Below are 18,910 nucleotides of genomic sequence, written 5' to 3'. Positions count from 1 at the left end.
AAGATGCTTGATTTTTCATTCATCTCAGATCATGGACATGTAATTTCATCAGCAAACGCACCTGAATCTGAAGGATTATTTCTCTGAGGAAAAACTCGCTCCTGAAAATAGCGGCTCTGAAAGCCGTTTATCTGCTGAACAAACGACAGAATTAGTTGCATATCTGACGGTAAATTTGATGCACACGACCGCGCAAATTGTTACTCATGTTTGGGCGCGCTGGCAGGTGACGTTCACTGTGGCCGGGATGACAATACATATGGCAAGTAAAAACGTGAGCACAATGTGTGATGATAATGCAAATATCGGTATCTGTACTATCACCGAACCTCTGGCTTTTTAGAACTATACTTCGTGCAGATGCCCGTGTATTCTACACGTGGAATTGATGATGGAGATAAGCCATGACAGCAAAACAAAGAAACACACAGAGCGTAACAATGACTATAGAACGAAGTTTACTGAGTCGGGCACGTGAAGCGGGTATCAATTTTAGTGCAACACTTTCCGCTGCTCTGGATGCTGAATTACGTCATTATGAGGCGAGTAAATGGCAAGAAGAGAATACGGAGGCTCTAGAGGCATTAAACCGTTTCCATGATGAACATGGCTGTTTCAGTGATGAATACAGGACGTTTTAACTATGCAATTCACCGTTTATCATAATATTGGAAGAACTGCCGTTTACCCGCTGTTGCTGGACGTAACGAGCGACATTATAGGACAGTTAAACCGCCGAATTGTTATTCCACTACTGCCTATTGAAAAATATCCAGACAACCGTCGTCCAGATCGAATGATTCCCCTGGTCAGACTTATAGACGACAAAGAATACGCTGTAATGACTCATGAGCTGGCAAGCATATCTGTTCATGTCTTGGGTGCAAAATTTTGCGATGCCACGCAATACCGTAACCGGATTAAGGCTGCAATAGATTTTATATTTGATGGTATTTAAATTTGCTATGAAACACCTGAACTAATAAAGATTATAAGGCGTGTCTCATTACGCCGTCTTGTTTAGGTATACCCATAAAGAACAACAGGCCAGGATCGCCAACACGGCTGACAATAGTTGTGGCGATCACTGGCTCAATACCTGGAATGGTGGCTAGCCGTTGACAGGCATCGTTCTCTTTGAAATACCTGTCAATCATTTAAGCTCTTCCCTTATGCACGGTTTCACCAAATTCCAGTAGCAAACCATGCAACGCATTGATTTGCGAGATTCTGAATTTCACTAACTGGTCGTGCATCCGGTGTAATTATACATAATTCAATAAATTGATATTACGCCCAAGATATTCAGCGTTTACGTAGTGCGCTCAGCCGCATCGTCAGGATGAACAGGGGCACGCCAATAAGTGTGAAACTCAACCCGACAGGGAGAAAGACTCCTGCGGGTGCTGTTTTCGTCATAATATCCGCAGTGACGACAAGATTGCCGCCCACCAAAGCGGAAAGAAACAGTCGGGCGCGGCCTGTGGCCGATGAAATAAAGCTGGCCAGATGCGGCGCCAATATTCCCAGAAAGCTCAATGGCCCTACTGCAGTGACAGATGCTGCGCTTAGCAGGACAGCAAATATCATCAGCAACGGACGGGAATATTTGATAGGCTCCCCAAGGGACATAGCAAGTTCGTTTCCAAGCTCATAGCGGTTTAAAGCGGGGCCAGTGATCAGAATTCCGATAATACTCAATAAGAATAATGGCATAAATGATGCAATAATTGACCAACTGGCCTGAAACAACGATCCTTGCATCCATCCAGCAAGATTCAAGGATAACTCTGTCGGAAGATAGAGAATAAGAAAAGAACTGACAGAACTAAGAACGGATGAGACAGCAATCCCCATCAGTAAAATTGCCAAGCCACTTGCGCGATTATTGCCGACGAGCAAGGTCAAAAACAACGCAACAATCAGTCCGCCAACTAGTGCAGCAAGGACGATCAACATCTTAGGTGCGGAAGGAACAAACGCCAGTAAGACTATGATCATCGTCATAGATCCCTGACTTATGCCAAAAAGGCCGGGGTCGGCCAGCGGATTGCGAGCAATCGGCTGCAAAATAGCACCGGCAAGGGCTGCGCACCAACCTACCATCAGTCCCAATAAAATATGAGGTATTCGTACAACCCAGAGTGCATAAAACTGATGGTGCTCAAGGGAGTATCCGAAAAGCATATGCGTGAATTCACGTATACCAACGTTCGTAATCCCGACGTTTAAAGAAATAGCCACGAGTATGATCGTGATGGTAAATAGGCATAAACCGACTTTTATATCGCGGGTACGCATCTGCAATCCGTTATCGAAACGTAATACCCTTTGTCCATCTGTTGCCTGACCGAAGTTCATAACGATCTCTCCGATGTTGCTGAAAGATAGCGCTTTCTGATAATCCAGATAAAAAACAATCCCCCCAAAAAATCCATTAGAATGCCGGTGTGTATGACATAAGGCTGGAAGAGTGTCTGCGCACAGAGATTGGCAATCAAGCAGATACTTGCCCCCGTTAGAGCACAAGCTGGCAGCGACAGCATAAAATTCTGACCAACCAGAGGCTTGACAATATGGGGTACAACCAGTCCCACGAAACCAATCGGACCGCATATGGCAACGGCAGAACTGGATGCAACTATGGCTGCAATCAGCGCAATGCGTGAAACAAGTGCTGCATTCGCGCCAATCGAAAGCGCCTTTTCGTAACCGAGCAGAATAAGTGTCAGTGGACGTGCCAGTAATAAAAGTACCATCAAGGCCAGTATACCGAACCACCAGAAATGGTGAAGTCTTGTGATATAGGCATGATTGATAGCCCCTGCTAACCAGCTCAAATATTCGGTTCGTAATGCAGGATAGGCAAGAAGAACAGCATTGCTTATCCCAAGATAAAGCATCGCTATTAATGTGCCTGACAGTATCAGTAGCAAGTCGCGAGAAACGCCGTTAACGCCCGCCAGGCGAGATACTGCAAGAGATGACAGAAAGCCGAATAACCCGCCGACAAGAGCTGCTATGCCTTGCAATGTCAGATCGAACTCAAAGCTGATTGCACCTATTATGACAAACAGTGTTGCGCCGGCATTGATTCCCAATGTTGATGAGGAGGCCAGTGGATTGCGGATAAGCCCCTGAAAGACGAGACCACTGCATGCCATCACCGCACCGACATAAACAGAAATCAAAGCCCGTGGCAGTCGCTGGTATAAAATAACTGCCTGCTCATAGTTTTGCGGTTCGGACTGTGTTAATGCCGCATAAATTTGCGAAACTGACGCAATATTCACGCCAAAAGAGAGACTAGAAAAAAAGATCAGCAGCAATACAAAAGGCGCGAATATAAAGAACAGACTGGATTTCATCGCCATACTCCGGACTGATTTCCAGGGTGGTTTATGCCCGGATAAGGCTGACAGATAAGGCTACCGTTGTAACTGAAAATATCGGCCGGAATATCGAATACGCGCTGGATATTATCTACCGTTATCGTTTTATTGACAGCACCTGCAGCAATAACGTTGCCAGTATTCAGCATCACAACATCATCGGCAAAAGTCGTTGTTAGATTTAAATCATGTAATACTACAACGATGGTTTTTCCGTGCTGGAGTGAGAGATCGCGAACCAGTTTAAGCACCGTGTATTGATATTTGATATCTAAGTGGTTCACTGGCTCGTCCATAAGAATGATGTCAGTGTCCTGTGCAAGCACCATCGCCACCCAAGCGCGCTGGCGTTGCCCTCCTGAAAGGGAGTTGACTTGAGAGCCTGCCTTATCGGCTAAGCCGACGATTTCCAGTACATCATGAAACAATTTGCGATCCCGCGAGGATGGCCCGCCGAAAAACGAATTACGCCCACAAGCTGCCAGCTCGATCAACTCTCCCAGCGTCATGTAATCCGGGCAGTGGCATTCCTGCGGCAGATAAGAGATTTTTCGAGCCAGCGCTTTGCGACCTATCCCTGTAATCAGCTTACCTTCCAACAGAATTTCTCCGCTTTTCAAGGGGATGAAACCCATGATGGACTTCAGCAGTGTCGACTTACCGCAGCCATTAGACCCGACGAGTGCAGTGATGCGCCCTTGGGCAAAGTCTACTGACAAATCATGCAATACGGTTTTCTTGCCGTAAGTTGCGGTGATATTTTTTGCTGTAAGCACCAAAGGCTCCTTCAGTTTATCTTATATAAAATAAATTACAGTGTAATAGTTATGATTTGGCTAGCATACCAAAATCACAAGGTAAGCCCCAATGTAGTTGTTTTTACCTCTCACATGACAGCATCCTGCATTTGGACTATCTGGCGCGATTCAGCAATGACATTATTGATTAATGCATCGATTTTACTACTGTCGTGATGATGTGCCGTGGTGGCGCGGCGCTGCCAATCGGCAAACGAGTGACTGCGAATGGACGCCCACATCATCAGTGGTGTCTGGCCATTACATGAACCTGAGATGATCTTGTCCTGAGCCGAAATGTAATCAACATCGACTGTAATACGTTCAACGTTTTTCCGTTTTGCAACAACAATCCCGCAAGTAATGGAGGAAATTATCATTTTTACCCGGAGACACAGATAGAATCGATATAATGGGTAAGGATTCTACTAAACAAGATTTGATACGCAGTAATTTGGCGATTTTTGCCACCGAATAATGCGTATATTTTGAATAACAAAGTGTTCCCTCCGGGAATAGTTCTCGCCCAACCCAGCAGGCTGCCTGCATTGACGTTAATTCTCTCATCACTTATTCACTTGATTGAAAAATCCTGATTAATAGGAGCAAGTATAAAAATAAGTTGCATTCACACAGCCTCTGGCGGACGAGATCATTTTATTGCTTTGTCTTAGCCCATTCTCCCACGGCTCTGAGAGTATGTTCCGCACTGGCAAACGTGGGGGTAAAAACTTTGCCTGCATTAAGAAAAATAATCCGTTTTTCGCTAGCGGGTTTCATATAATGAGCCCATCCAGGCACAATCCTATCAAGTGCGGAACGAATAGCGTTCTCATCGTGCTCCTTGCTGCCCCAACTGTTGAGTACTACCAGAACGTCCGGATTGAGTTCGCCTAATTTGTCGGCACTCAACTGTAAAAGTAATTGAGATGAGGGGGCAGAAAGACCGCCTTGTGCCGAGAGATTCAAGCGGGTGAAACCAAGATCTTCCAATGCTTGAGTGAAACCAGTTGCTTCTCCGACGACATTGATCTGATCTGTTACAAGAATAGGTAGATAGGTCTTATTAGCCGGATTTTCCGGCAAAAGTTCGCGCGTTTCCGCTACGCGTTGTAAATACATATCCCGCCGTTCTTGAAAATTCTGCTCACGCCCGGTAAGTCTGGCCAAATTTTCTTCAATATTGAAATGATGGAATTTTCCAGAAAGGAAATTTTGCAGATAAACAGGAGCCACCGTTGAAAGCTGTTTTACCTTGTCGATATCGAATTCTGTTCCAATAATAAGGTCGGGTTTAAGTGCGTAAAGTTTTTCCAGATCGATCTCCCGACCAGCACTGATACCTTGTGGTTTTGTGTATCCTTCACCGAGCACAGCATCGACGAAATCTGCACCAAACTGATAGGTGCCATCTTCCGAACGACCATAACTGCCGACCGGTTGAACACCCAGTTCCATTAGGGGCAGACCGATAGCTGGCTCGCTCATCACCACAATACGTTGGGGTTCCTCAGGAATAACGACTTCCCGTCCCATAGTATCCGTGACCTGCCGCGTTGCAGCAAAGGCCGATGTCCCCATCAAGCACAGTAATATGACAGTAATAGCAGATCGCATAACGTTTTCTCTTTCAGAGCGGAGTAGGGTTATATGGCTCGGTCAGATAACAAACCGCCCCTGACCGAATCACATCCATAATGGGTGGTTCATTAACATCTTCCATAATTTCGAATTTAAGACCGAACATGGATGCTTTTTTATCGGAATCGATTTGCCAGTAGCGTATATCGCTACCAGGCGGGGTTTTAAGGGCATCATTCAGCACATTATTGGCATGAATCTGAATATAAACGTCGAAGATTAGGTCATTCTCAGGTGTCATCCCCAACGATTGTTGAATAAGATCGAATGGTACATCTGCATACGGCATTGAATTATTGATAGTGTCTCTGGTGTCTTTTTCATGCGCTGCGATAGTCTTCCGGTTGTCAGATACGTGCGATAACTTTCCTGAATCAATATTCAACATGGATTTTCTCGTTTTATCAAACTGAGCTGTCGTTTTTCACAATGCATTAATACGAGCCAATATCCATTAAATGCCACATAGGAGGACTAATGCTGCCCGCAGAATGTGCGTTGCAGTGGCTGCCGTATTTGAAGCGAACTGACAAATATACAATTGACAAATGTGAAGGTTAACATAATATTGGCAGCCTGTGAACGTTAATGATAATGATAATGAGAATTAAATCTATAAAGACAGTCACGCCTATTGGTATAAAGATGGGGAATCTGCTTTTTTCGCGCAGAAAAGTGTTACTTAGCAGTGCGATTTTGTTTTCCTTATCGTCCTTGGGGGGACAAGCTACCGCTTTGACTCAAGCAGAGAAAAACAAAACGGGGAGCGATGACGCCGATGTCATCACGGTAACGGGTGAAAAAACAGAAAGATCTCTGCAGAGAACGTCAAGCTCAGTCACGGTTATCTCCGGGCAGGAGATACAGAGTAAGCCTGAGGCGACAACTATCGTTGATATTTTGCAGGGTACACCCAATGTGCTTTACACTAGCAGTACAGGTGCGCCGAGTATTCGCGGTATTGAGACAAACGGGCCTCTCGTAGGAGGGAATACTTTTCTTTCCAAACCCATACCGCGAGCGACCATCAGTGTTGATGGACGTTATATCAGCTCCGCTGAATTTAGTTTGGGGAGAGGGCCTGTTTGGGACGTGAATTCAGTAGAAGTATTCCGAGGCCCACAAACGACGACACAGGGGGCAAATAGCATCGCCGGTGCGGTGATTGTCAAGACTAATGATCCCACCTTTACCCCTGAATTCGATGGGCAGATTTTGTACGGAAGCCACCAAAAGAAACGTGCTTCCTTTACTGTCAATGGCCCATTGACAGACGATCTCGCAGTACGCCTCGCCATGGATTACAGCGGCAGAAATACGTTCATTAAATATACCAACCCCAGTTTCTCTGATTCTGATATGAACAAAGATTTCGAAAATCTGGATGTCCGCGTTAAGGCACTTTGGCAACCGCTGGATAGCCCTTGGTTGGCCAAACTGACCTACTCCCATATGGCCGCAAAAAATCCTGACAGTGAGTCGGCGTCATTACCCTACCGTGATTTGAATAACTTGACGCTAAGCACCAACAGAGCCAAGACCAACAGTGATGTCGGCATCTTAGATCTTCAATATACATTCGAAAACGATATGGTGCTCTCCAACCAGCTCCAATATTCTGCATCGAAGTACCGTTACACTTTCACGAAGGCAATTCCAGGTATCGCAAATCGCGATTCGAACAATGTTTCCAACGAAATACGTTTGAACTTTGGTGATGAATATTCAATTTGGAGTGGAGTGACAGGGCTCTATTATTCGCGTGATAAGGCCACGAATGTGCTTGATAATCAGTTGGGCAAGGCAGATGCCGATCTGACTAATACCAGTGTCGGTCTTTTCTCAGAGACTACCAGGCGTTTTGCGGAAAAATGGGCTCTGACTGGCGGTTTACGTTATCAATATGACCAGGTTAAGCATAAAGGGGTCACCAGCTATGTGCCCGGCGTTTATCATGAATATAGCAAAGGATTCCATGCTATTCTCCCGAAAGTTTCTCTCGCCTATGACGTTACTGACGATATAACCATCGGTACTCTGATAAGCAAAGGCTATGCGCCGGGTGGTACAGGTGTGAATTTCTCTGGGCATTCCTATTACACCTTCGCTCCAGAGAAGGCTTGGAATTACGAGTTGTTTGCGCGTGGTAACGCGCTCAATAATCGATTGCTGGTAACCGGTAATATCTTTTATACAGATTATAAGGGGTTCCAGAGTTCTGTAGAGGATTACACGGAAGACAGACCTAACGGTTCTATCCTTGTCAACGCCGATAAGGCGGTAACCTATGGACTTGAGCTGGGGGCCGATTATCGTGTGCTGGACAACCTTCGCCTACGTGGTGGACTTGGATTGCTCCATACCGAAATCAAAAAATTTGCCGATTATCGAGGCAACTTGTTTGAAGGAAAAAAATTCGCTAAAGCGCCTGGCTACATGTTTAACGTCGGTGCTGATTGGAACATCATCGAAAAAGTTCGCCTGAGTGGCGATCTTCGTTACGTAGATCGTTACTTCTCAAATGACCAGAACGATCCCGAGTTGCGAGTCAGTTCCTATTTAGTGTCCAATCTCCGTTTATCATATAATCCGACCAACTATCTGGAACTCTTTGCTTACGGAAATAACATCTTTGACAGACGTGCGCCGACACAGAAATACAACGATCGTAAGGCTGGGACTTCAGGATACATGCTGGAGCCGCGTGAAGTGGGTATCGGTATGAAAGTACGCTTCTAAAAATCAGCACATTGACCGCACCGACTGGTAGGTGGTAGGAACAGGGGGAGCTAATCAGCCGCTCTCCCTACCTCCATCTCAAATCACGCGTAACACTTATTATCTGAATTCACGACCTGACAATTTTTATTAATAATTTATTGGCCTGAATTCGCAATTATATAGGGTTCTATTAATAATAGCTTGGTTAATTCCTTGGACGAAGGCTTACTTTCTTCCCCTTTAGGTACCACAAAAAACTCACCTTGCTTTATTATTACGTGATCATTTTTAAAATCTATACGAAGTTCACCTTCAATAACCATAAACACCTTGTCTTCATCTTCATGTGTGTGCCACATAAAATCACCCTCAGCGAGTAATATGATTATCTTATATTCGTTTGTTTGAGCTATCACCTTCGGTGACCATATTTCTTCTATTAAATCAAATTCTTGTTTTAAATTATTGACTTTTCTCAATGCTGCAATATGGCTCATGTTATATTCCTTTCCTTTAACTAGTTTTTGGTTTAAATTTTTAATACTTACCCATTCCATGGAATTATAGTTTTTCCGTTTTTTATAGTGGCATACAGGTAAACAGATTTAAACATTCGGTTTATCAGGTACCGAGCGTTGCGCTCCCATCAATGACAATATCCTGTAACATTATGTGGCTTGCTTGGTTGACAAAACGTTCATCAGGAAGAGACATGAACTCCTGAGAAGGAAAACGCCATTACGATAATGCAAATAGAAATGATTATCAATATAATTGGCATCATTGATTAATGACATTTTCTTGTAAAAATTTCTATAAATAGGGGGCGGTTCTGGTAGGGGGCAAAATGACACTCTAAGCTTTTCCTTCGCAAGGCCACAAATATTCTCAGGGTTCTTTCTACTCACCTCACTTCACGTAAGGCTGTTGCCAGTTCATTTTGTCGTGGGTAAGAAGCAAGCTTACTCAATAACTGGATTGGTTTGATTTTTCCTGAAGGCATTATTATTGCGCATCGAAAAAGATCCGGCCAGTTTGCAATAATAAGGTCTTTTTCCCGCCAACCAGCTTGCGCAAATCTTTTGGGGTTCTGTCAAGGGTAACTACATGAAATTGCCTAGATAGTAGATGTTGATGTTGATGTTGATGTTTATATTTTTGATGAACCCACCAATGATATTGATTTAAAATTAATCACTTTTTTTAGGGCGCAGATCGAATCCTTTGCCGACAAAAAAATTTTATTTTAAGCCCTCATGATGAGAATTTTTTGCAAGGGTTAATGATCAATGATTATAAGATACATCAAAACCAAGTCATCAGAATGGAACACTGATGCAATGTGATTGGATAAATAACCCATCCTTGAGTTATTTATCCTTTTTCATTATCGCCAATTCCTTTTCCGACGGCACCTTTGGCCGTTCAATTGGAAATACCGGCAAAGAATTCAATAAACGTGAACCATAACGTTTGGTGAATAACCGAGTGTCATAAATCACCACATCACCATAACACTCATGGCTACGAATTAGCCTCCCCACTTGTTGGATCAAGTTAAAGGAAGCGCTGGGTAAACTCTGTACTTCAAATGGATAACGTTTTAAAGATTTCAACCATGCGCTTTCAGTAATAATCACCGGATTAGTTACGGGGGGAAATGCAATTTTATGGATATGGACTTGTGAAAGATAATCGCCTTTTAGATCCAATCCTTCTGCGAATGACTGCAACCCAACCAGAATGCTGGTTTGTCCTTCATCAATACGCTTGCCATGTGTTTCTACTAATCGATAACGAGGCTGATCACCTTGTACCAATAACATCAACCGCAAGTCTGTAACAAAAGTCAGGAACCCTTCCATTGCTCGTTGGCTGCTAAAAAGTACCAACATTCCCCGATGTTTCCCTGCCATCAGTTGGGAACGAAAATAACGTGACATTTCCTCAAGATGCTGCATTTCATGCTGAATGGTCGGCTCTTGTGTCATTTGAGGAATGACCAAACGCCCTTGTCGCACATGTTCAAAAGGTGATGACAGGCTGATAAAACGATCACCATAATTTTGGTGTAATCCGGTAAGTTCTTGAATGCGGGAAAAGCTATTTAGTGAACATAACGTGGCCGATGTCACTACAACATGAGGAATGGTGCGCCATAGTAGCTGAGTTAACTGTTCGCTGACCCGAATTCCGGCACAATGAAAATAAAGATGTGATTGGTTTTTCTCATAGCGGCGCGTTAACCATTTTGATATCGGCGCATGGGAAGACTCTTCTTGTGAAGCCAAACGCCACAGTCTTGTTATATTCTCAAAATAACCCAATATCCGGCTGGATTGCAAAATAGCACGATGCAAGCGGACAATATCTTGTTTGGCTGTCTGATCACTTAAATCATTTAAAATCGCTTCCGCCAAACCACGCAATCCATCAGTGAGTTTAAATAATTGCTGACAGCATAGCAGTAAACTATCCGGTAACTTTCCCAGTTCGAATAGGTATTCTTCCGCTTCACCACGCTCAGGCAATAATGCCTGTGTTATCTCCGCCAATTCCGTAAAGTATTCACGGATTGTTGCACAATGAGTCTGCAATCGAGGGATATTTGCCAAAGCAGGCGGTTTTGTCGGGCGGAATTGAACCAGGTACTGTTCTACATGACGGATAAATGCATCTAACTGCCCATTAAGTTGGAATAAGGTTATTTCCCCTTCAACTTCCAAGGCATCCCTTGCTACTTCGGGAATATGGTGCCCTTCATCCAGAACCAACAACAGATTTTTTGCTTCCGGCAAAACAGATTCACTTTCCAACGCAGCCATAACCAAAGAGTGATTGGCAACGACAACATCTGCATCTTCAATTTCCCTACGGGCAAGAAAAAATGGACAACGGGAGTAAAACTGACAATTGCGTGCCAGACAGTTCATTTTATCCGTACTAATTTTTGTCCACAGAGAATCTGCCAGTGCCAGTTTATGGTGATCACGTAAGCCATCCCAAACAAATGTCGTATAATCACTACGCAATCGACGGCATAGTTCCCGCTCTTCACTATTGGCTATTTCAGTCTGGTCTTCAACCAGAAACATCAAGTCAATCTGCTCCCCTTCTGCGGCGCAAATGGCTTCCAAGTTGCGCGGACAGACATAACGTGCCCGACCAAAAGCGCCGGTAAATTTCAGATCAGGAATAATCTTACGCAGCAGCGGTAAATCCTTGCTATAGATTTGATCTTGTAAAGCAACATTGGCTGTACTGACTACCAATGGTTTCTGTTTTGCCCGACTGATGGCAATCCCAGGGATCAGATAGGACAACGTTTTTCCTACTCCTGTTGGTGCTTCTATCACCAAATGCCGCCCTTCTTCATCCGCCAATGTCTTGGCAACCTCAGCGATCATTTGGCGTTGCGGGGCGCGTGGAATGAAACCATCAATATGAGTAGACAATGATTTATACCACTGACTTATCTGTTTTTTTATTGAACTGGAAAGTGCCATAAGTTTTGCTGCTGAAAAATGAGGAGGCTATTCTCCCATAGAGTTAATCCCAAATCAGCTTCATAAGGCCATTATTGGGAAACGGTTGCCAACTTTTTCTGTCAATGCCAAAAGTGAATGCAAGAAAATGGGTTAGTGCTTGTCTGAAATAGAGAAGCCGATATACTTTTGCCTTTCTATCTTTTGGATTTTGATGATTGTTATAATCTTTTTATTAAAACCTTATTGGACACAGAGATGAAAAAAATCCTGCTCATTATCATTATATTATTTTCCATCGGTTCAATGGGTGGGATCTTTCTGGCAGGGATGAATATATATACCCGTTCAACCACACCAGAAGAAACGCCACAACAGACTCAGCAGGAAAATACGCCAACAGGGCCACAATAAATATGTTGGTTTGTATCGTAACACCAGATGAGGAATCTCATGAAAAATGAATATTTTGTCAGTTCACAATGGTTAAACGAACATCTTCATGATGAGAATGTCATTGTCATTGATGCCAGTGCCCCAATGCCCACCCAATCCATTGATTATCACCAACTCTGGTTAGAGAAACACATTCCGGACGCACAATTTTTTGATCTTGATAAAGTTGCCAATCTACAAACCAACCTGCCACACATGCTGCCGGAGCCAGAAACTTTCCGTCAGGCTGTCAGTAAAATGGGCATCAGTGAAGATCATCTGGTGGTAATTTACGATCAAGGCAATATGTTTTCCGCCCCACGGGCCTGGTGGACATTCAAAATCTTTGGCGCCCATCACATCCGTATCCTCGAAGGAGGCTTACAAGGCTGGCAACAAGCTGGTTATCCAACCGAATCAGGAAAAGTTACCCGCTCACCTGAAGTTTTCAATGTGCAGTTTACCCCTGAAAAAGTCTGTTCTCAGGTGCAGATCCTTGATGCTCTCCGTAATGAGGTAGCAGTACAATTTGTGGATGCCAGAGCAGAAGACCGTTTTCAGGCAAAAGTGCCAGAACCCCGTCCAGGTCTAAGAATGGGACACCTTCCCGGCGCTAAAAATGTTCCGTGGACGGCCCTGATTGATAATGGGCGTTATAAGTCAGCAGAAGAAATTGTGGCAATATTTCGCAAACAGGGCGTTGACTTAAACCAACCTATCATTACCAGTTGTGGCTCTGGTATGACAGCCGCTATTTTAGTCTTGGGGCTTGATATGATTGGTCATAAGGAAGCAAGATTATACGATGGCTCCTGGGCTGAATGGGGAGCCAATGATTCACTTCCATTAGAAAAATAGATTATTCGAAATAATCAATCGTAACAAAGGGCATCAAAGTAACATGCCCTGTCTTGTCATTTAGCAAGGATGCCAGCAATGAGGCCAAAGATAATCCATGACAGAATACCCATAGACAACCTCCAAAACTGATGAGTTTATTGGTTTACAAATTCAATTTCTCTTCTACGCCTTAATTTAAGACACCAACGAAAAGAATTGCAAATTGTAAAAGTTGCAATAAATGAACCAACAGGCTAATTAGTGTTCGGCCTGTTGGGACATGGAACATAAAATAAAATTAAGCGCCTAATAGTTAAACTAACTTATATTACAAGTGCAATCTCGCCTCTATTAATGCTGTAAATACCCTAATCTTTGGAATAAAATTATTATTAAAAAATTGAAATGCTGTATCATTTAATAAAATATTGGGCGGGAAATCTGCGGTAGGAAATGCTTCTCGTATCATATAATATAGCCAGTCATTGAGCTTAAAACGAGAAAATCCAGCTTCTTGCCATAACTCTTTCATCGTGTTTATAGTATTGTTATTCATTTGAAGTCCCTCTACTATATGAGATTGCACGATAAGGCGAAGTGTATTGACAGAGTCAACCACACGAGAAGACATATCACCAGTACCTAATATACTGGTATTTGTAAAGTTCAAATATAATGCTTCAAATTGTCCACTCGAGATATCTACTGGACGTTCAACTACATTTCCTAATGGAATCATATTATTAATAATTTCTATAGTGGAATTATCTCCTCTTGGCCTAAAGAATACTCTTCTTAAGTGTCCCACTTCTCCCTCAGGTAATAATCCTTGAGTTTCAAGTCCTATAGTATAAATACCAGTTCCTGCAGGGTTTTCAACGCGCATAACCCTCCCTTCATTTATAGCATTCCTAAACGCGACTACATAATCGCTAGTACTATTTTGTACTCCCCCTGGAAGAGCCAGGTTCATACCACGCTGCTCTCCTCTTCCACTCAATCCATGACTAAAACTTTCCATCAATTGCTCACCTACTTTCCTCATGCCTGTCGCAATACCGCCAAGAACACCAGCTCCCAGACTCAGCGCCCCAAGCCCCAGAGAGATCCATCCGAGCGTTGCTGAGGCTCTGGGATTGCTGTCTTCTGTGGCAGCACTGGCAATCCCCGTGACATCGGCAACAAGCCCCGCAATAATGGCAGTATCACCAGCCAGTGATGCCCCGCCAGTGGGAATAGCCACAACCAAGCCAACAACCAACCCGATGACTCCGCCAATAATCCCAAACAGGCTGCCCAAGCTGATATGCCCCGTAGGATCAATACGATTAATGGGATCACCGAGGCAGTAGGCATACGCATTTAGCCCCCCTGCGCCAAACGGACTACAGCCATCAGGCGCATTAAAACGCATCAAAACCGGATTATAAGCCCGATAGCCATTACCCAAGTGATAAGTTCCCATCACGGGATCAACACGCTCACCATTATAAGCCGGAATATCAGGGTTGCGTTCCTCTTCTGCCTGCTGCCCATAAGGCGAATAGCGATAGCGGGTTTGGGTACCATCACTTTTGTCGCTAACCAACACACTGCTATGTCTATCAGTACCCAATAAATGCGTATGGGTATCCGTAATGGTAGCAACGAGTTCCCCCTGAGCACGTAACAGTCGGGTCGCCATGCCACTTTCGCGCAGAATTTCTGTCATGCGCGTCGCCCCCTGATAATAAAGTTCATGGGTCTTGTCTGTTCCCATTTGTTGCAGCACCAGTCGGTTGGTCGCATCATAAGTATAGGTACTGGTGGTGTCACTTAAACTGGCTGAAATCAACCGCCCCAAGACATCATAAGTTAAATGACGACCAGCCTCATCGTGTATCAGGCGACCCGCAGCGTCATACACCAAAGTGATTGTGGCTGGATAATCTGGGTGCGTATGGGTTACGGTATGCAACTGACAAGGATCTGACGGATTGTAGGTAAATGTCGCTGTATCACAGCTTCCATCATTGAGGGTCGTCACACAAGTGAGGATGTTACCCAAATGGTCATAAGTAAAACGCTGACGGGTAATACTAAAGCCATAGGCATCACGTGGACATTCTGAGCCAGTACAGTGATACACTGTTAGCCAATAACGGGCGGGATCGTACGTGTAATTCTCCTGACGCAACAAACCAGCATTCTGTGAACGGGTCATGCGTGATGCTATTTGTCCTGTGACCGTATAAGTCTGTTCAAGCGTCAGCGTATCCGTTTCCGTCTGGATTTGGCGTTGAGTTTCACGCTCAAAATCATCAAAACTGAGCGTGGTGGTTAATGTTTTGTCATGCTGTTTATCGTGAACGCACCAGCTCTTGACCCGGCTGGCCGCATCATAGGTTAATACAACGTCAATATCAGCATCCCGCGCTGCAATCGGACGGCCAAACTCATCAAAACTGACATGACAATTTTTTCCTGTCACATCCTGATAAGCAGTCAGTCCGCCGACAGGGGAATAGGTATAGTTTGCCTCTCGTGCAGCCCCAGCCTTGGCATCCTCAAAACGGAAGGTTTCCCGCTGCAAACGTCCGGAAGCGGTATATCCCATACTATGAGTAGCCCGTTGGGCGGCACTGGCCTCCGTCATTACCCCAGTCTTGGGATCATACGTAAAGCGCTGCTGTATTTCCCCCGCATCCACCTGTGTCAAGGCCTGACCGAGCAAGGGTTCATAGGTATACAACGTCGTTTGACCCAACGGATCAATGATCTGGCTGGGATAGGGGTTTTCCCCCTGATAGGAGGAACAGTAGGTACGCCCGCCACTGGTGGTTGAAATCGAGCGATGCAGGCTGTCGAAGCTACGCGTACCCAGCACCTTATCGCCAACCGCAATTTGCGTCACTAAACTGTCTGCCGTAAATGGGGCATAAGATTTTCGAACAACAGTGCCATCACTGTAACTTATCGTCAACAATCGTCCCAATAAATCGTAGGCGTACTCGGTTTTTTGCCCCAATGCGTCAAAGGTGGCCCGCAATCGTCCCAGACCATCATAGTGATGGTACTGCTGGCTATGCTGCTTGCCCTGGCTATCATAGAGCGTTAACGTGACAGGCTGGTGACGTTTATTGTACTTCACCGTACATTGACTAAAAGACAGCCCTTCCGCCTGTCGGGTGATCTGCGCGGTGCGGGTCACCGGATCATAATCGTGTTGGATGCTCCCGCCGGTATCTTGGGTAATCCGATGTGCTTTTCCCCAGTCATCATATTCAATCCGTTGATGGGAGGAAACCTGAACCACACGGGATGCACTGTCAGTGCCATTTTCCACTGGCAGCCAGTCATGCCGCGTTTGGGTCACCACACGTCCCCAACTGTCCCTCTCCATTTCAGACACTAACTGCCAGCGCTGATCGGGCTGCCCCTTTTCCAGTATTTCCTTCTGATAGGCATGTCCCAACCCATTAAAGCGGATACGCACCTGATTGCCCCACACATCGGTTTTCGTTGTCGTCACCGCCCCAATCGCTTCAATGGCATAATCATACTGCACCATTTGGCAATAATCGGTATGGGCATTACTGATATGCTTTGAAATACGTCCAATATCATCATAGACATAATCAGTAGTCCGTCCCTGTGCATCCACTTCATGCCATAACTTGTCGCTGACCTGCGATTGAGTGACTTGGGTTGTGAAGCTAAGCTGGTCATGCCCTGTCCATTCGGTGCTTTTTATCAGTGCCTCACCTCGCAGGATATAACTGAAGGTTTGCTGGCTTGTCCATGTCTTGCCCGCCGCAGCGATCTTTCCTTCCAAGGTGGCATAGCGGGTCTCGTCAATACGGTGAATGCGCCCATGATCGGGAGAATTCACATCATTCACATAGCTGGTCTGGCTTTTATGCAACAACTGGCCTGAGCTATGCCAGCCCTGATAGGTGCAGACCACAGTATAAGCACAGGGTGCACCGGCGAGTGTGGGTAGTGAATCATAACGATAAACCACCTGATATATCGGCGCATCATCATAAACACCTTCAGGAGAGGATTTACCGGGTGTAACGGTCTTGGATTTGACAAAACGCACGAAGCCATGCGGTGAGGCCGGACAGGCACCTTCTTCCCCCTCTACCGGATAATAAACCCAGTCAGTGCGGGTGCCATCCGGGGCAATCTGCATTGTCGGGTTACCCGCTTCATCAAATTCGGTCTGAACAACCTCCACGTCAGAGGCATCATTAAAGCTGACACTGGCCGTTTTCGGCATCTGGAACTGAGGGGGTTGTTTTTCAAACGACAACCCCGTTTGGGCATAATAGTCGGTCTTATGCACCCGCTTGCACCCATTTTGCTCCGTAGATTCGGAAACCAATAGATGGTATTTATTATACTTTCGGGTAATATGGCGTTGCGTTGTGCCGTTGTCCCAGCGTTCGGTCGAGCCATACCAGTAATTGCTTAAGGCACCGTAGAGATAATCTTCATCATCATTCCAGCTCTCGTTACTCCCATAACCCAAAAAATTATATTCGGTATATTTATAGTGCCTGATGATTTCAGGACCTTGCTTTGTATGTTGCGTGTACTGGGTGACATAAGGCAAAGGTGGTAATTCTGCCCCTTTGGGAAACTGATGGCCGTCAAAATCGTAATCAACAAATTCAGTGGCACCTGTCGGAGATGAAACCCGGTTTAAAAAACCGCTGTCTGAATCATATTCCAGCTTCCAAATTAATGTGTGGTTACTCGTCTCATTGCTAATCTGAGTGACTTTATCATTATCAAAGAGTAATCGGATATCATAAGATTCCGATGATTCGGGCCAGACCGTAATACGGGTATAAAAAGCCGTTTTATACTCGATTTTTAACAGCACCCGCCTTTCGTCCGATATAGCAGCAAGACGGGGCATAGTCTCCGTCTTATAAATCCAGTCCAGTTTCAGAGAATGGCCTAGCGGGGTAAATATCTGTGTAGGAACTTTGAGGTGATAGGCATTGTTCGGCCCGGCCAACACTTCAACTGTACCCGATTTATGGATCACCCAGTAAACATTCCGTGCAACGTCCTTTTCAAACCGCACAATATCCTGCTTATACTGTTTCAGATAGACGGCGTCCTTATATTCATCCACTTTATAGCGCTCACCGGTGGAGAGACTTAATAACCGTTGCCAGCTGTCATACTGGGTCAGCCCCAGGGAAAAGCCAATACCAAACCCCTGGTTGTCGGTATTAAGCGGGTTATACGCCAGCGCTATCGTCTGGGTTGGTCCGAGATGATTATTGCCGGTTAACTGGGCAACCAGCATGGTATAAGTAAACAAACCGGTTCGTGGGTCAACGCTGCCTGTGGCCGCACTTTGAAAGTTGTGGGCATTTGAGAAAAAATCATATGGCATTTTAGCGCCTCTCTTTTTTATTTATGGAAAAACGTATTTCTCATTTCATAATCAGAGGATGCTCAAGGAAAATTTACTACGGCGACTGACAAAAATATTATAGAGAGAGCAAACATCTTCATTTTTTTAAGCAGTAGCCATTTCAGACTTATTATTCAGGATCCGCACGATAGACTTTGGGTTTTTCTTCGTTGTTATCAT

15 protein-coding genes and 2 pseudogenes are annotated in these 18,910 nt (G+C 44.8%); 6 read left to right on the top strand and 11 right to left on the bottom strand.

Features of this window, described 5'->3' with window-relative positions; all coding sequences use genetic code 11:
• The first annotated feature begins 178 nt into the window (after positions 1-178).
• The 3 genes from BDE27_RS19960 (at position 179) to BDE27_RS11105 (ending at position 958) form a co-directional block, all read left to right on the top strand.
• Positions 179-343: a hypothetical protein gene (locus BDE27_RS19960; protein WP_244208766.1), complete on the top strand. Its 165-nt coding sequence runs from the start codon at positions 179-181 to the stop codon at positions 341-343.
• Between the two features lie 61 nt (positions 344-404).
• Positions 405-641, top strand: a complete 237-nt coding sequence (locus tag BDE27_RS11110; protein WP_099131199.1) for a type II toxin-antitoxin system CcdA family antitoxin — start codon at positions 405-407, stop codon at positions 639-641.
• Between the two features lie 2 nt (positions 642-643).
• Positions 644-958 (top strand): CcdB family protein, encoded by a 315-nt coding sequence (locus BDE27_RS11105; protein ID WP_099131198.1) that lies wholly within the window; start codon positions 644-646, stop codon positions 956-958.
• A gap of 31 nt (positions 959-989) precedes the next feature.
• Here the strand turns inward: BDE27_RS11105 and BDE27_RS19620 are convergent, their stop codons facing one another.
• The 7 genes and pseudogenes from BDE27_RS19620 to BDE27_RS11075 all read right to left on the bottom strand — a co-directional run bounded on the left by BDE27_RS19620 (position 990) and on the right by BDE27_RS11075 (position 6,218).
• Complete coding sequence (locus tag BDE27_RS19620; RefSeq protein ID WP_208638588.1) at positions 990-1,157, bottom strand: hypothetical protein; 168 nt, start codon at positions 1,155-1,157, stop codon at positions 990-992.
• A 148-nt stretch (positions 1,158-1,305) separates the two neighbouring features.
• On the bottom strand, positions 1,306-2,361 hold the full coding sequence (locus tag BDE27_RS11100) for a FecCD family ABC transporter permease (protein WP_099131197.1): 1,056 nt from the start codon (positions 2,359-2,361) through the stop codon (positions 1,306-1,308).
• Positions 2,358-3,368 (bottom strand): FecCD family ABC transporter permease, encoded by a 1,011-nt coding sequence (locus tag BDE27_RS11095; protein ID WP_099131196.1) that lies wholly within the window; start codon positions 3,366-3,368, stop codon positions 2,358-2,360. Before BDE27_RS11095 ends, BDE27_RS11100 begins: the two co-directional genes overlap by 4 nt.
• The gene (locus tag BDE27_RS11090) at positions 3,365-4,168 is read right to left on the bottom strand and encodes an ABC transporter ATP-binding protein (RefSeq protein ID WP_099131195.1); all 804 of its coding nucleotides are present in this window, start codon (positions 4,166-4,168) and stop codon (positions 3,365-3,367) included. The genes BDE27_RS11095 and BDE27_RS11090 overlap by 4 nt, the downstream gene beginning before the upstream one ends.
• Positions 4,169-4,278: 110 nt before the next feature.
• A pseudogene (locus tag BDE27_RS20445) lies at positions 4,279-4,726 on the bottom strand (hypothetical protein); the annotation flags it as partial.
• 120 nt (positions 4,727-4,846) lie between these two features.
• Complete coding sequence (locus BDE27_RS11080) at positions 4,847-5,806, bottom strand: ABC transporter substrate-binding protein (RefSeq protein ID WP_099131194.1); 960 nt, start codon at positions 5,804-5,806, stop codon at positions 4,847-4,849.
• Between the two features lie 13 nt (positions 5,807-5,819).
• Positions 5,820-6,218 carry a hypothetical protein gene (locus BDE27_RS11075; RefSeq protein WP_099131193.1) on the bottom strand — a complete coding sequence of 133 codons (399 nt, stop codon included), beginning with the start codon at positions 6,216-6,218 and terminating at the stop codon, positions 5,820-5,822.
• Between the two features lie 212 nt (positions 6,219-6,430).
• On the opposite strand from BDE27_RS11075, the gene BDE27_RS11070 reads away from it, so the two are divergent.
• Positions 6,431-8,569, top strand: coding sequence for a TonB-dependent receptor (locus tag BDE27_RS11070; protein WP_208638587.1), 2,139 nt, complete (start codon positions 6,431-6,433; stop codon positions 8,567-8,569).
• Positions 8,570-8,706: 137 nt separating this feature from the next.
• Here BDE27_RS11070 and BDE27_RS11065 read toward each other — a convergent pair whose 3' ends face one another.
• From BDE27_RS11065 to dinG, 3 genes and pseudogenes are all read right to left on the bottom strand, one after another.
• On the bottom strand, positions 8,707-9,048 hold the full coding sequence (locus tag BDE27_RS11065; RefSeq protein ID WP_099131218.1) for a cupin domain-containing protein: 342 nt from the start codon (positions 9,046-9,048) through the stop codon (positions 8,707-8,709).
• A gap of 410 nt (positions 9,049-9,458) precedes the next feature.
• A pseudogene (locus BDE27_RS20440) lies at positions 9,459-9,649 on the bottom strand (Tn3 family transposase); the annotation flags it as partial.
• A 272-nt stretch (positions 9,650-9,921) separates the two neighbouring features.
• Positions 9,922-12,057 carry an ATP-dependent DNA helicase DinG gene (dinG, locus tag BDE27_RS11055; RefSeq protein WP_099131191.1) on the bottom strand — a complete coding sequence of 712 codons (2,136 nt, stop codon included), beginning with the start codon at positions 12,055-12,057 and terminating at the stop codon, positions 9,922-9,924.
• Between the two features lie 237 nt (positions 12,058-12,294).
• Between dinG and BDE27_RS19475 the strand changes: the two genes are divergently transcribed.
• Positions 12,295-12,450, top strand: a complete 156-nt coding sequence (locus BDE27_RS19475) for a hypothetical protein (protein ID WP_167450587.1) — start codon at positions 12,295-12,297, stop codon at positions 12,448-12,450.
• Positions 12,451-12,489: 39 nt separating this feature from the next.
• The gene (gene sseA / locus BDE27_RS11045; protein ID WP_099131189.1) at positions 12,490-13,329 is read left to right on the top strand and encodes a 3-mercaptopyruvate sulfurtransferase; all 840 of its coding nucleotides are present in this window, start codon (positions 12,490-12,492) and stop codon (positions 13,327-13,329) included.
• A 310-nt stretch (positions 13,330-13,639) separates the two neighbouring features.
• On the opposite strand, the gene BDE27_RS11040 is transcribed toward sseA, so the two are convergent.
• Positions 13,640-18,709: an RHS repeat domain-containing protein gene (locus tag BDE27_RS11040; RefSeq protein WP_099131188.1), complete on the bottom strand. Its 5,070-nt coding sequence runs from the start codon at positions 18,707-18,709 to the stop codon at positions 13,640-13,642.
• Between the last annotated feature and the right edge of the window lie 201 nt (positions 18,710-18,910).

The sequence above is a fragment of the Xenorhabdus ehlersii genome (assembly GCF_003610465.1).
GTDB classification, from domain to species: Bacteria; Pseudomonadota; Gammaproteobacteria; order Enterobacterales; family Enterobacteriaceae; genus Xenorhabdus; species Xenorhabdus ehlersii.
The sequence above is the reverse complement of the archived record's forward strand: the minus strand, read 5'-3'. Positions and strand labels throughout refer to the sequence as shown.

Bases quoted from the DNA above. Each gene is read 5' to 3' on its own strand.
- BDE27_RS11110 (WP_099131199.1), top strand. From the start codon at position 405: ATGACAGCAAAACAAAGAAACACACAGAGCGTAACAATGACTATAGAA.
- sseA (WP_099131189.1), top strand. From the start codon at position 12,490: ATGAAAAATGAATATTTTGTCAGTTCACAATGGTTAAACGAACATCTT.
- BDE27_RS11095 (WP_099131196.1), bottom strand. From the start codon at position 3,368: ATGAAATCCAGTCTGTTCTTTATATTCGCGCCTTTTGTATTGCTGCTG.
- BDE27_RS19475 (WP_167450587.1), top strand. From the start codon at position 12,295: ATGAAAAAAATCCTGCTCATTATCATTATATTATTTTCCATCGGTTCA.
- BDE27_RS11075 (WP_099131193.1), bottom strand. From the start codon at position 6,218: ATGTTGAATATTGATTCAGGAAAGTTATCGCACGTATCTGACAACCGG.
- BDE27_RS11070 (WP_208638587.1), top strand. From the start codon at position 6,431: ATGAGAATTAAATCTATAAAGACAGTCACGCCTATTGGTATAAAGATG.
- BDE27_RS11040 (WP_099131188.1), bottom strand. From the start codon at position 18,709: ATGCCATATGATTTTTTCTCAAATGCCCACAACTTTCAAAGTGCGGCC.
- BDE27_RS19620 (WP_208638588.1), bottom strand. From the start codon at position 1,157: ATGATTGACAGGTATTTCAAAGAGAACGATGCCTGTCAACGGCTAGCC.
- BDE27_RS11080 (WP_099131194.1), bottom strand. From the start codon at position 5,806: ATGCGATCTGCTATTACTGTCATATTACTGTGCTTGATGGGGACATCG.
- BDE27_RS11105 (WP_099131198.1), top strand. From the start codon at position 644: ATGCAATTCACCGTTTATCATAATATTGGAAGAACTGCCGTTTACCCG.
- BDE27_RS19960 (WP_244208766.1), top strand. From the start codon at position 179: ATGCACACGACCGCGCAAATTGTTACTCATGTTTGGGCGCGCTGGCAG.
- BDE27_RS11100 (WP_099131197.1), bottom strand. From the start codon at position 2,361: ATGAACTTCGGTCAGGCAACAGATGGACAAAGGGTATTACGTTTCGAT.
- BDE27_RS11065 (WP_099131218.1), bottom strand. From the start codon at position 9,048: ATGAGCCATATTGCAGCATTGAGAAAAGTCAATAATTTAAAACAAGAA.
- dinG (WP_099131191.1), bottom strand. From the start codon at position 12,057: ATGGCACTTTCCAGTTCAATAAAAAAACAGATAAGTCAGTGGTATAAA.